Source organism: Microlunatus flavus, assembly GCF_900110855.1.
GTDB lineage: Bacteria > Actinomycetota > Actinomycetes > Propionibacteriales > Propionibacteriaceae > Microlunatus > Microlunatus flavus.
The window spans coordinates 506,361-519,177 of record NZ_FOFA01000002.1 but is presented as its reverse complement, the minus strand read 5'-3'; the positions used below and the strand labels follow the sequence as shown (position 1 = coordinate 519,177).

Here is a 12,817-nt window from a genome sequence, read left to right as displayed (position 1 = left end):
CCAGCTCACCGCTCCGCACCCGCAAGGATCAGTCGCCCCGTGGCCAACATCAAGTCCCAGATCAAGCGCATCAAGACGAACGAGAAGGCGCGCCAGAAGAACAAGGCCGTCAAGTCCGCCCTGCGCACCCACGTCCGTCGCTTCCGCGAGGCCGCCGAGTCCGGCGACGTCGAGAAGGCGACCACGGCCGCCCGCGCCGCCAACCGCGCGCTGGACAAGGCCGTCTCCAAGGGCGTGATCCACGCCAACCAGGCCGCGAACCGCAAGTCGGCCATCGCCTCCAAGGCCAGTAGCCTGGTCTGAGCGCCTCGCGCTCCACAGCTCCACCGTCGTCCCGGTCACCCGTTGGGTGGCCGGGACGTCGTGCGTGCGCTCGCGGCCCGTCGAGCGGCCGCTGGCCGCGCCAGATCTGCGGCGTCCAACTCTGCGAGCGGTAGGTTGCCGCGCCCGATCGGGCGAGAAGAGCGCGGCAACCTACCTCTCGACTTGAGGGGTTGAGGGCCGCCGGTTGAGGGCCGCCGGCCAGGGTGCCGGGAGGCCGGGGGTCAGGAGCGGCGGGCGGCGGCCACCGCGAGGACGGCGCGCTCGAGGGAGAACGCGGCGTCCTCCGCCGCGCCCTTGACGTCCGCGTCGGCCGTCGCGACCGCGCGCAGCGCGACCGCCAGGCCCCGCGCGTCCCAGCCGCGGGCCTGCGCGCGCATGCTCTTCAGCTTCCACGGCGGGACCCCGACCTCGCGGGCCAGGTCGACGTCGCGCTGCCCGGGCGCCGCGCCGACGAGCTTGCCGAGCGCGCGGATGCCCGAGGCGAGCGCGCTGGTGACCAGCACCGGCGGCACCCCGGTCGTGAGGGCCCAGCGCAGCTGCTCCATCGCCACGCCGGTGCTGCCGGCCAGGACGGAGTCGGTGACGGCGAAGCTGGTGACGTCGGCGCGGCCGCCGAAGTAGCGGCGGACGTCCTCCGTACGAACGTGGCCCTCGGTGTCCGAGACCAGCTGGGCCGCGCCGGCGGCGAGCGCCCGGAGGTCGGCGCCGACGGCGTCGACCAGCGCCTGGGCCGCACCCGGGTCCACGGTCCCGCCCGCCTGCCGGATCTCGGCGGCCACGAACTGCGGCAGCTCCCAGGTCTTGACCGGCGGGCAGTCCACGACCGTCACGTCCAGCGCCTTGAGCTTGTCGAGGACCCCCTTGCCCTTCTGGCCGCCAGGGTGGACCAGCACCAGGGCCACGTCGACGAGCCGCGCGGCGACGACCTCGAGCAGCTCGGGGGCGACGTCGGGCGCGAGGTTGCCCAGGTCGGTGACGACGACCGCCTTGCGGGTCGCGAAGAGCGACGACCCGCTGAGCTCGGTCAGCCGCGCCCCGTCGAGGACGGCGGCCTCGGTCCGGCTGACCTCGACCTCGGGCGACTCCTTGCGGGCACGGGCGAGCAGGTCGGCCACCGCGCGGTCGGCGAGCAGGCCCTCCGGCCCGGTGACCAGGGTCGTCCGCCCGAACGGCGAGCCCGTGGCGGCCCGGGACGAGGACGGCCGCGCCGCGCTGCGGGAGGTCGACCTGGCTGCGGGCACGGCGTCAGCATGCCAGGACCCACCGACACCCTCCGACCCACCGACACGCCCTGACCGCGCGCCCGCAGGAGGGCCCCACCGGTCCCCTGCGGTGTATACCTGGGCCGCAGGAGGGCGGCGTCCGCCCGACGAGGGGGTTCCGTCGTGGTCGCGCCGCTGGTGGAGGTGCTCCTGCTGCGTGTCCTGCAGCGCCGCGCCGCCGCCCAGCCGCCCTCGCCGCCCAACCGGCTGGTGAGCCGGGCCCGCCGCGTCGAGACCCTCGGCCACGTCGCTGACGGCACCACCGTGCTCCTGCACCGGCCCGGCTCCGCGCCCGAGGTCCTGCCGAGCGGCCGGCTCGTGTGGCCGCCGCTGGTGACCCGAGCCCAGCCGACGTACGTCGTCCTCACCCACGACCCCGTCGACGTGTGGCTGCGCGTCGGTCCGTTCGACACGCTCGACGACCGCACGGTCCACCAGGTCGAGCTACGGCTCACGGTGTCGCTGGCGTCGTCGCCGTCGGAGTTGCACGAGCTCCTCGAGGACGACGCCCGCTTCCGCGGCGGAGGGGGCGACGACGGCCCCGACCTGCTCGACGGGTTCGGCGACCGGCTCCTCGAGCGCCTGGCCCGCGAGGTGACCAACCGGACGACGGACGCGGTCCGGCGCCGCACGCTGGCCGACCTCACCAGCAGCAGCCTCGGCGTGGTCCTCGACGAGGCGTTGCCGCGCACGTTCCTGGGCGGGGCCCTCGACCGGTCGGCGCTCGAGGTGGTCGACGTCGACTGGCCCACCGAGGGCCGCGGGTGGCCCGCTGCCCTCGTGCCCGTCCCCGGTGTCGTGGCCCCCGCGGCCCTGCCCGGGCCGCAGGGGTGACGAGGTGACGGCGACGGCGGGGTGGGTCGCGACGAAGGCCGTCGAGCCGGCGCTCGGGTCGCCGTGGCCGGGCCGCGAGCTCGGGCAGGTCCGCCGTACCGTGCGGCACGCGGCCACCGTCCCGCTCGCCCTCCTGCTCGGCGTCCAGTGGCTCTTCGTCGTCGGGCGCGGCGTCCCCGAGACGACCGCGCTGCCCGCCCGCGACTGGTGGCTGGAACAGCTGGGCCTCGTGTCGGTGCTGGACCACCCGCTCGGCGCGGGCCTGCTGCTGCTCTGCAGCGCCGCCCTGGCCCTGCTCGTCCGCCGCAGCGACCGTGTCGCGCCCGTCTGGCTCGTGCCTCCGACGCTGGTCGGCTCGGTCGTGGCCCTCGTCCTCCTCCTCGCCCAGGCCGTCGCCGGTCTGGGTGCCGGGGCCCTCGCGGTCGTGGTGCTGCTCGTCTGGCTGGCGTCGGCCTGGTGGGCCGCGAGCCACGCCGTCGTCGCCGGGCTGGCGCCGCGCCGGCCGGTGACCAGCCGCACCGGGGCGCTGCTGGTCGCCGTCTGGGTGCTGCTGCTGCCCGGGCCGCTCGCCGTCGGCCGCTGGCTCCTCGCCGGCGACCTGCGCACCGAGGCCGAGGTCCTGGCGGGCAACAGCGTCGGGCTGCGGTTCGCCGCGCTGCTGACGGCGGCCTCCGTCCGGCTCTCCCTCTTCGGCGCCCTGCTCGGCGTCGTCGCCTGGCTCGCCTACCAGGTGTGGCCTCGGGGAGGTGCTCGGCGGCGGTGGCGCTGGTACGCGGCGCTCGCGGTCGGCCTGGTCGCCCTGCTCGAGCTGTGGTGGACCGCGCAGACCGTCGCCGACCAGCGCGTCACCCAGCTGCGCTACGGCAGTCCCGGCGACGAGCTGCACTTCACCTGCGCGACCTGGGTCTACCCGCCCGACACCGACGCCCCGGCCGCGACCCCCACGCAGACGGTCGCCGTCAGCGGGTCCGGCTGCGCCACCGTCACCGCGTACGCCGGCTACCACCAGCTCGGCACCACCGTCGCCGGGGTCTCGGTCTCCCCCGTCGCCCTGCGTCGGCCCGCGCCCGCCGGCGCGTCCGACGACCGCTCGGCCGGCTCCTCGCCGCCGACGCTGCCCCTGCCCACCGGCCGTTCCGGCTCGCTGGGCCCGGCCGGCGAGCCGCGCCCGCTCGCCGGGGCCCGCTACGGCGACGTGCTCGTGCTGGCCGGCTCCAACCGCTTCGACCGGACCGCCGACCAGGTCGTCGCGGTCCCGCTGCACGGCGGCCCCGCCCTGTGGCGCTTCGTCTGCGGCGACAAGCGCGAGGTGCGCGCGCGCTTCGCCGGCGGCCGGCCCGACCCGGCGTCCGCCGCCACGACGCCCGGCGACCCCGGCGACGTCGTCCTCCTCACCTGCGGCGCCCGCCGCCTGCGGCTCGACCCCGTGACGGGCCTGACCGCCGCCCGCTGAGCAGGCCCTGCCACCCCGAGCCGCTGCCACCGGTCCGCTCATCGCTCGCTCGCCACCAGCACGCGGCCGCCGTCGGCCTCGACGGCCACCGCGCCGTGCTCGTTGGTCGCCAGGACCTGCATGCCGAGGGCCCGCAGCCGGGCCACCGTGCTCGGCGCCGGGTGGCCGTAGTCGTTGTCCACCCCCGCACTGGCGATCGCCAGCCGCGCGTGCGTCGCGGCGAGGAACGCCTCGTCCTGCCGCGACGAGCCGTGGTGCGGCACCTTGAGCACGTCGGCGTGCAGGTCCACGCCCGCCGCCACGACCGCCTCCTGCCCCGGCGGCTCCACGTCGCCGCTCAGCAGCACCCGCACCCCCGAGACGGTCGCCATCACCACCAGGCTCGCGTCGTTCTGCCGGCCGGACTCGTCCTCGGCGGCCACGTCCTGCGCCGGCCCGGCCCGCGGGCCCAGGACCTCGAGCCCGACCGCGCCCACCGTCGCGCGGGCGCCCAGCGCCGGCGTCAGCACCGGCACCTCCAGCCCCGCCGCCTCGGCGCGCACCCGGGCGGCCTCGCCCGACGGCGAGGCGAGCGGCGACACCCACACCTGCCCGACCGGCCGCACGCCGAGCACCCCGTCCAGCCCGCCGGTGTGGTCGTCGTGGAAGTGCGTCAGCACCAGCAGCGGCACCCGCCGCACGCCGAGCTCGTCGAGGCAGCGCCGCAGCAGCGCCGGGTCCGGCCCCGTGTCGACCACCACCGCGTCCCGCTCCCCCGCCCGCAGCACCAGCCCGTCGCCCTGGCCGACGTCGCAGGCCACGAGGACCCAGTCCCGCGGGGGCCAGCCCGGGCGGTGCGGCGGCGCCAGCAGGGCGAGCACCATCAGCACGGCGAGGGCCACGACGAGCCAGCGCCGGACGAGCACGTGCGGCAGCAGCAGCCCGACGGCGAGGCAGGCCGCCGCGAGCCAGCCGAGCGCGAACGGCGACGCCGGCCAGTCGTGCGCCGACCCGGGCAGCACCGCCCCGGCGTGCGCGACCCACAGGATCGGCTGCGCCGACCAGGCCGCGCCGAACCCCAGCACCGCGGCCCCGTGCGCGCTCGCGAGCGAGGCGCCGGCCGCCGCGAACCCGAGCACGGTCGCCGGACCGACGAACGGTCCCGCCACCGCGTTCGCCAGCAACCCGGAGACGCTGACGCGTCCCGAGATGGCCGCGACCACCGGCAGGGTGGCCAGGTGCGCGGCCAGCGGGACCGCGACGGCCTCCGCCACCGGGCCGGGCAGCCAGCGCCGCAGCAGCGCGCTCCACGGCCCGGCCCACCAGACGATGCCGCCGCTGGCCAGCACCGACAGCGCGAACCCGACCGACCGGCCCAGGTAGGGGTCGAGCAGCAGCAGGCCGGTCGACGCCACCGCGAGGTGCCGCATCCCCGCCGCCCGACCGCCCGCGCCGAGCGCCGCGAGCGCGACCAGCCCCATCGCGGCCGCGCGCAGGACGCTGGGCTCGCTGCGGCACAGGCCGACGAACACCACCACGGTCGCCAGCCCCACCGCCCGCAGGGCCCAGCCGCGCACGCCCGCCCAGCGCGCGAGCAGCAGGCAGAAGGCCAGCAGCAGCGTCAGGTTCGCGCCGGAGACCGCCGTCAGGTGCGACAGCCCGGTGGTGCGGAAGTCGTCCACCACCGCCGGGGTGAGGGCGGAGGTGTCGCCGAGCACCAGCGCCGGGACCAGCGCGCGCGGCTCGCTCCTGCGGTGCGCCACCGAGGCGCGCAGGCCCTGCCGGACCCGCTCGACCAGCCGCAGCGACGCCGGCGGCGCGCGCACGGACGTGCCCCCGGTCCGGACCCGCAGCACGGCGCCGTACGGGTCGCCCCGCTCGGCGGGCTCGAGCCGGCCGGACACCCGCACCCGCGAGCCGACGGGCCAGTGGCTCCACACGGGCACCGCACCCCCCGTGACGACGACGAGCACCGGCGTGCGGGTGCGCCAGGTCCGGCCGCGCCCGTCCAGCTCGACGGCGAGGCCCGGCAGGGTCGCGTACGCGGGCCGCACCCCCTCGGCCGGGTGCACCCGCGCGTCCCCGCGCACCTCGAGGACCACCGCCGCCACGGCCCGCTGCGCCGCGAGCGTGGCGACCGGTCCCGAGGCGAGGGCCTCGGCACGGACCGCCCCGGTCGCCCCGGTCACGGCGAGCACCACCGCGGTCGCGAGCAGGAGCACCGAACCCCGCCGCCACGCGACCAGGCCGACGAGCAGCGCGACGAGCGCGACACCACCCCAGGTCGCCGGGGAGCCGGACGTGCCGAGCCAGGCACCGCCCCACGCCGCCACGGCGACCGCGACCATGCGCAGGTCGGGCGCGTGCGTCGTCACACCCGGACGTGCGGCGCGATCCGGGCGTACGTCTTCGGCCCGATCCCGTCGACCTCCTGCAGCTCCTCCGCGCGGGAGAAGCGTCCGTGCTGCTCGCGCCAGTCGAGGATCTTCTGCGCGGTCACCGGCCCGACCCCGGGCAGCGTGTCCAGCTGGTCCACGGTGGCGCGGTTGAGGTCGACCACGGAGCCCGCCGCACCGCCACTGGTCCCGCCCGACGTGCGCGCCGTCCCCGCCGCGGTGCCCGACGTCCCGCCGGCGGTCCCCCCTGGGCCTGCCCTGACCTCGCCGGCCGGGTGCTGCCGGGTGCCGACGACGACCTGCACCCCGTCCTCGAGGGGCTGGGCGAGGTTGAGCTCGCCCGGGTCGGCGTCGCGCCGCAGCCCGCCGGCGGCCTCGAGGGCGTCCTCGACGCGCGCCCCGGACTTCAGGTGGACCAGGCCGGGGTGCCGGACCGCCCCCAGCACGTGCACCACCGGTCCGGCGGCCTGCTGGCCGGCCCCGCCACTCGCACCCGGGTCGGCCGGCGCGGCGGTCGCGCTCGCGCTCGCGCTCGAAGGAGACGACGACGAACCGGACGACCCCGTGGCGTCGGCAGACTGCGCGGGCGCCGGCGCCACCGTCGGTGCGGCGACCGCCTCGGGTCGGGCCTGCAGCCACGACCAGCCGCCCCAGACCACGCCGACGAGCAGCACGGCGGCGACCACCCCCAGGTGCCAGCGCGTGAAGCGTCGTGGCGGCTCGAGGTCGTCCGGGCCGAGGGGACGGCCGGGGCCCGTCGGGCCGGGGTCGAGGAGGCCGGCAGCGTCCTCCTGCTCCTCCCGTTCCCCCGAACGTCGCGCCCCGGCCGCCCGGCGTGGCCCTGCGGCGACGTCACCGCCTCCCATCAGGCGCGCCAGCCGGTCGCGGGCCAGGGCGGCGAGCTCGGGGTCGGGCGGAGGGTGTCGTCGAGCCACACCTGATCTGTACGCAGGACGAGGCCCCGCGTGCCGCCGGTCCCCGGCGCTGTGGACGACGAACCCTCGACCGGTTCCGTGCTGTGGACAACCGGCACGGACGGGGGCAGGCGCCTCGCGCCGTACGGTCCGCTGGGCGTCGCGGGCACGCGGAACGCGCCCGGCCCCGTAGAGTCCGGCCGGACGCCGGGTGTCGAGGGAGTGACGGATTGGTGAAGGACGCCTCCAGGCGGGTGTGGCGTGCGGCGCCCGCCACGCTGGTCGCCGTCGTCGTGCTGACCCTGCTCGCCGCCGCCGCGCTCGTCGGACTGGCGTACCTGGTCTACCGCCGCGAGGGCTCGCCCTGGATCCCGGCCGCCCTCCTGCTGCTGGCGCTGCTCGCGCTGCTCTACGCCTGGCGCTTCGGGCTGCATCCCCGCCTCGTCGCCGACGACGACGGGCTGCACGTGCGCAACCCGTTCTCCTCCCGCTCCTTCGACTGGGGCGACGTCACGCTGGTCGCGCCCGGTGAGAACGGGCTGGTCGTCGGCTCCGACGACGGCGTCGCGGAGGCGTGGTGCGTGCAGAAGTCGACCTTCTCGCTGCGCCGCGGGCGGTTCACGCGCGCCGACGCCGTCGCGCACGAGCTGATCGACGAGCTCGAGCGACGCGACCCGCCCCTCGAGGACGAGGAGACCGGGCTCCGGATCCGCCGGGCGCGCCCCGACGAGGCCCGCCTGCTCACCCGCATCGAGCGGTCCGCGAGCGAGGAGCACCTGGAGCACCTGTTCCCGCCCGAGGAGTTCCCCTACCCGGTCACCGAGGTCACCGCCCGCTGGCGCCGTGAGCTGCACGCACCGTCGACCCGCGTCTTCGTGCTGGAGCGCGAGCAGGACGCCCTCGGCTTCGTGGCCTTCTCCAACGCCGGAGAGGTGCTCCACCTCGGCGTCGTGCCGCACCGGACCCGCCGCGGCTACGGGTCGGCACTCCTGGAGTTCGCCGTTCGTCAGATGTACGACAACGGCGAGCTCGAGGCCGGTCTGTGGGTGCTGGAGGGCAACGCCGGCGCCCGCGCCTTCTACCGCAGCCACGGCTGGGAGGAGGGCGAACAGCGCCGGCCGTGCCGCTACCAGCCCCACCCGCAGGAGATCCGCATGACCAAGCAGCTGCGCCGCCGCCCGCGCCGCGCCGCGTGAGGGCGCGGACCGCGGCACGCCCGGCCTGGGACAGCACGCCGCACCGGCGGCGCCGACCCGGCGTCGCGCTCGTGCTGGCCCTGCTGCTCCTGCTCCCCGCGCTCGCGGCCACGGCGCTGCGGGTCCTCGCGCCCACCGACGACACCGGGGCGATGCTCGCGTCCTTCGTCCCCTACGGGCTGCCGCTCTACGTGGTCGCGCTCCTGCTGCTGCTCGTCGCCCTGGTGCGGGCGCGGCGCCAGGCCCCGGTGGCGGTGCTCGCCCTCGTCGTCGCGGCGCTGACGGCCCTGCACGTCAGCTGGATCGCCCCGTTCTTCGTGCCCGACCACCGCCCGGTCGTCGGCCCGTCCTTCACCGTGCTCGCGCAGAACGTCCACCTCGGCCTGGCCGACACCGACCGGATCGCGGAGGTCGCTCAAGGCGCCGACGTCGTGGTGCTGAGCGAGACCAACCGGACGTTCCTGACCCGGCTCCAGACGCCGGCGTGGGACGCCCGCTTCCCGTACGCGGTCGGGGCCCTGCACGGGCCGCCGAGCGACACGACGATCTTCTCGCGCTTCCCCCTGACCGACGCGAGCACGCTCAAGAACTCCCTGGCCACGCAGTGGCTGATGACGCTCGAGGTGCCCGGCCGCAGCCCGGTCCGCTTCCTCGGCGTGCACCCGTGCAACCCCTACTGCGGCGGCGGGTCCTTCGCCCGCGACCACGCCGCGCTCGAGGCCGCGGTCCGCGCCAACCTGTCGCAGCCGCTCGTCGTGGCGGGCGACCTGAACGCCATCGACGACCACGCCCCGCTCCAGCGCCTGCGCGCCGACGGGATGCGCAGCGCCACCGAGCTCGTCGGCGCGGGGTGGCTGCCCACCTATCCGGCCGACCGGGCCTTCCCGCCGCTGCTGCCCATCGACCACGTGCTCGTCGACGACCAGCTCACCGCGACGTCGCTGCGGACGGTCCGGGTGCCCGGGAGCGACCACCTCGGCCTGCTGGCCACCATCGCCGGAACGGACTGAAGCCAGGCCCTCGCCCCGGCGGGCGGTCAGCCCTTCGGGACGATGCTGACCAGCTTGGGCGCGCGGACGATCACCTTCGCGACCTCGCGGCCGGCCAGGGCACGCACGACGCCCTCGTCGGCCAGGGCCGCGGTGCGCAGCGCGTCCTCGCTCACGTCGGGAGCCACCTCCAGGCGCCCGCGGACCTTGCCCTGCACCTGCAGCACGCAGGTGACGGTCTCGGCGACGAGCAGCGACGCGTCCACCTCCGGCCAGGTCGCGTCGGCGACCGACGGGGTGTGGCCCAGCCGCTCCCACATCTCCTCGGCCGCGTACGGGGCGACCAGGCTCAGCGCGACGGTGACGACCTCGGCGGCCTCCCGGACGGCGGGGTCCGCCGCGCCGGGACCGGTGTCGATCGCGCGGCGGGTGGCGTTGACCAGCTCCATGACGCGGGCGACCGCCACGTTGAACCGCTGGGTCTCGACCGCGGTGGTCACGTCGGCCAGCAGCCGGTGCGTCTCGCGGCGCAGCGCGACGTCGCCCCCGCGCGGGTCGGTGCCCCGCGGGCTGGTGACGTCCCCGGCCAGGCGGTAGGCCCGCTGCAGGAACTTCAGCGACCCGGCCGGCGAGACGTCGGCCCAGTCGATGTCCTCCTCCGGCGGCCCGGCGAAGACCACGGTCAGCCGGATCGCGTCGACGCCGAACTCGTCGATCTGCGCGCCCAGGTCGACCCCGTTGCCCAGCGACTTGCTCATCGCCTTGCCCTGGTTGATGACCTGGCCCTGGTTCAGCAGGCGGCGCATCGGCTCGACGAAGTCGACCAGGCCCATGTCGAACAGGACCTTGGTGAAGAAGCGCATGTACAGCAGGTGCAGGATCGCGTGCTCGACGCCGCCGACGTACTGGGCGACGGGCATCCAGCGGCGCACGTCGTCCGGGTCGAACGGCGCGTCGACGTCGCGCGGGCTGCAGTAGCGGAAGAAGTACCACGACGAGTCGACGAACGTGTCCATCGTGTCGGTGTCCCGCTTGGCCGGCTGGCCGCACTGCGGGCAGGCGACGTTGACCCAGTCGCTCGCGCTCGCCAGCGGCGAGGTGCCCTTGGGCGCCAGCGCGGCGCCGGTCAGGTACGGCAGCTCGACCGGCAGCTGGTCGTCGGGCACGGCGACCTCGCCGCAGCCCGGGCAGTGGATGACCGGGATCGGCGCGCCCCAGTAGCGCTGGCGGCTCAGCAGCCAGTCGCGCAGCCGGTAGGTCACCGCCGACTCGCCCACGCCGTCGTCCTGCAGCTGGGCGACGATGCGCTCGACGCCGGCGGCCTTGTCGCTCAGCCCGTCCAGCGGTCCAGAGGAGACGTACGCGCCGTCGCCCGGCGTCGCGACGCCGGTCTCGCCGGGGTCGGGCAGGCCGGTCTCGACGACGACCCGGACGGGCAGGTCGAAGGCCCGGGCGAAGTCCAGGTCGCGCTGGTCGTGCGCGGGCACCGCCATGACCGCACCGGTGCCGTACTCGGCCAGCACGTAGTCCGCGGCGTAGACCGGGATCTGCTCGCCGTTGGCCGGGTTGGTGGCGTGCACGCCCAGGAACACGCCGGTCTTGGGCCGGTCGGTCGACTGGCGCTCGATCTCGGTGACCCGCTTGGTCTCCTCCAGGTACGCCTCGAACGCCGGTCGCTGGGCGTCGGTGACGACCTCCGCGGCCAGCGGCGCCTCGGGCGCGACGACGAAGAAGGTCGCGCCGAACAGCGTGTCCGGGCGGGTCGTGAACACCCGGACCGGCTCCTCGCGGCCCTCGACGGCGAAGTCGACGTAGGCGCCCTCGGAGCGCCCGATCCAGTTGCGCTGCATGGCCAGCACGCGGTCCGGCCAGCCGCCCTCCAGCTCGGCCATGTCGTCCAGCAGGCGCTGGGCGTACTCGGTGACGCGGAAGTACCACTGGGTCAGCTGGCGCTTGGTCACCGTGGTGCCGCAGCGCTCGCAGGCGCCCTGCACGACCTGCTCGTTGGCCAGCACGGTCTGGTCCTTGGGGCACCAGTTGACGAAGCTCGCCTTGCGGTAGGCCAGCCCGCGCTCGCGGAAGCGCAGGAACAGCCACTGCGTCCAGCGGTAGTACTCGGGGTCGGAGGTGTGCAGCCGGCGCGACCAGTCCAGGCTCAGCCCGTAGCGGCGGAACGACGTCGCCTGGGTCTCGATGTTCGCGTACGTCCACTCGGCCGGGTGCGTGCCGCGCTGGATCGCCGCGTTCTCCGCGGGCAGGCCGAAGGAGTCCCAGCCGATCGGGTGCAGGACGTCGTGGCCCTTCAGCCGCAGGTAGCGCGCCGGGATGTCGCCCATGACGAACGCCTCGGCGTGGCCCATGTGCAGGTCGCCGGAGGGGTACGGGAACATGTCGAGCACGTACGCCCGCGGCTTCGCGCCGTCGTCACGCGTGACGAACGTGGCGTCGGCCTCCCAGAAGCGCTGCCAGCGCTTCTGCGCGGCGACGGCGTCGTAGCGGTCCGGCTCCGCCTGCGCGCCGGGGCGCTCGGCCTCCGTCGTGCTCATCGTCGTTCTCCTTGGGTCGTGTCCTCCGGGCATGAAAAAACCCCTGTGCCGACGGGCACGAGGGGCAGCCGCGCGACGGTCGCCGCGCGGCTAGGTAAGCAGGAGCGTCCCGGACATGCGTCCAGTCTAGACCCGGGCGTCTCCCCGGTTCCCGGAGGAACGCTCCCCGAGCCTGTCGAAGGGCCACGAGCGACGCTCCCTGAGCCTGTCGAAGGGCCACGCGCGACGCTCCCTGAGCCTGTCGAAGGGCCCCGGAGGGGTTGGCGGTCCCTGCCCGGCCAGGACGCTGACCTCTTCGAGGCCCCCTTCGACAGGCTCAGGGAGCGTTCTCACTCACGTACGGGTCGGCGCGCTCGGCGCCAGGCGGCGACCAGCAGCCCGGCGAGCAGCGAACCGCTCGTGCCCAGCGTGAGGTCGCCGAGGGTGTCGGGGTAGACGAGCTGGTAGGTCGGCAGAGTGCGCAGGAACGCCGCGTACTCCCCCAGCTCCCACAGCACGGCGGCGGTCGCGCCGAAGCCGAGCCCGACCATGACGACCACCCCCGGGCCGGTCCGCCGGCCGGGCGCCCAGGCCAGCAGGACGCCGGCGGTGAGCAGCGCCCAGTGCGCGAAGTGGCTGACGTCGTCCCACCACGTGACGGTGTCGAAGAAGTTCAGCCGGTTGCCGGTCAGGTCCGACAGCCACGGCAGGGTGACGAGCAGGTCGGCGCCCCACGGGAACGTCCGCCCGGCCCACGCCCGGCGTCCCCGCCGCCACCACCAGAGGGGGACGGCGAGCGCGCCGAGCGGGTAGACCACGAGCCGCGCCCCGGCACCCTTGGCCTTGAGGTTCGACAGGTCCGGGTGGACCAGCGCGACGAGCAGCAGGACGACCAGCGCAAGCTTGGCCAGCAGGTCGAGGGCGGGCAGGACCCGCCGCGAGGGC

10 protein-coding genes are annotated in these 12,817 nt (G+C 76.0%); 5 read left to right on the top strand and 5 right to left on the bottom strand.

The genetic code is table 11. The annotated features are described in order from the left end of the window. Nucleotides 1-39: 39 nt before the first annotated feature. Nucleotides 40-303 carry a 30S ribosomal protein S20 gene (gene rpsT / locus BMY04_RS06810; protein ID WP_091178352.1) on the top strand — a complete coding sequence of 88 codons (264 nt, stop codon included), beginning with the start codon at nucleotides 40-42 and terminating at the stop codon, nucleotides 301-303. A 242-nt stretch (nucleotides 304-545) separates the two neighbouring features. On the opposite strand, the gene holA is transcribed toward rpsT, so the two are convergent. Next, nucleotides 546-1,565, bottom strand: coding sequence for a DNA polymerase III subunit delta (gene holA, locus BMY04_RS06805; RefSeq protein ID WP_170854030.1), 1,020 nt, complete (start codon nucleotides 1,563-1,565; stop codon nucleotides 546-548). 144 nt (nucleotides 1,566-1,709) lie between these two features. On the opposite strand from holA, the gene BMY04_RS06800 reads away from it, so the two are divergent. Both BMY04_RS06800 and BMY04_RS06795 read left to right on the top strand, forming a co-directional pair. Beyond that, nucleotides 1,710-2,420, top strand: a complete 711-nt coding sequence (locus BMY04_RS06800; protein WP_091178351.1) for a hypothetical protein — start codon at nucleotides 1,710-1,712, stop codon at nucleotides 2,418-2,420. 4 nt (nucleotides 2,421-2,424) lie between these two features. Beyond that, nucleotides 2,425-3,873, top strand: coding sequence for a hypothetical protein (locus tag BMY04_RS06795; RefSeq protein ID WP_139209779.1), 1,449 nt, complete (start codon nucleotides 2,425-2,427; stop codon nucleotides 3,871-3,873). Nucleotides 3,874-3,911: 38 nt separating this feature from the next. On the opposite strand, the gene BMY04_RS06790 is transcribed toward BMY04_RS06795, so the two are convergent. Together BMY04_RS06790 and BMY04_RS06785 are read right to left on the bottom strand one after the other, a co-directional pair. Continuing rightward, nucleotides 3,912-6,227 (bottom strand): ComEC/Rec2 family competence protein, encoded by a 2,316-nt coding sequence (locus BMY04_RS06790; protein ID WP_091178349.1) that lies wholly within the window; start codon nucleotides 6,225-6,227, stop codon nucleotides 3,912-3,914. Then, nucleotides 6,224-7,183 (bottom strand): ComEA family DNA-binding protein, encoded by a 960-nt coding sequence (locus BMY04_RS06785; RefSeq protein ID WP_091178348.1) that lies wholly within the window; start codon nucleotides 7,181-7,183, stop codon nucleotides 6,224-6,226. Before BMY04_RS06785 ends, BMY04_RS06790 begins: the two co-directional genes overlap by 4 nt. A gap of 212 nt (nucleotides 7,184-7,395) precedes the next feature. On the opposite strand from BMY04_RS06785, the gene BMY04_RS06780 reads away from it, so the two are divergent. Together BMY04_RS06780 and BMY04_RS06775 are read left to right on the top strand one after the other, a co-directional pair. Further along, a complete protein-coding gene (locus BMY04_RS06780; protein ID WP_170854029.1) occupies nucleotides 7,396-8,358 on the top strand; it encodes a GNAT family N-acetyltransferase in 963 nt (320 codons plus the stop codon). Beyond that, complete coding sequence (locus BMY04_RS06775; RefSeq protein WP_091178347.1) at nucleotides 8,355-9,368, top strand: endonuclease/exonuclease/phosphatase family protein; 1,014 nt, start codon at nucleotides 8,355-8,357, stop codon at nucleotides 9,366-9,368. The genes BMY04_RS06780 and BMY04_RS06775 overlap by 4 nt, the downstream gene beginning before the upstream one ends. A gap of 26 nt (nucleotides 9,369-9,394) precedes the next feature. Here the strand turns inward: BMY04_RS06775 and leuS are convergent, their stop codons facing one another. Both leuS and BMY04_RS06765 read right to left on the bottom strand, forming a co-directional pair. Further along, complete coding sequence (gene leuS / locus BMY04_RS06770; RefSeq protein WP_091178346.1) at nucleotides 9,395-11,893, bottom strand: leucine--tRNA ligase; 2,499 nt, start codon at nucleotides 11,891-11,893, stop codon at nucleotides 9,395-9,397. A 329-nt stretch (nucleotides 11,894-12,222) separates the two neighbouring features. Further along, the gene (locus BMY04_RS06765) at nucleotides 12,223-12,690 is read right to left on the bottom strand and encodes a DUF2238 domain-containing protein (RefSeq protein WP_091178345.1); all 468 of its coding nucleotides are present in this window, start codon (nucleotides 12,688-12,690) and stop codon (nucleotides 12,223-12,225) included. Nucleotides 12,691-12,817: the final 127 nt, after the last annotated feature.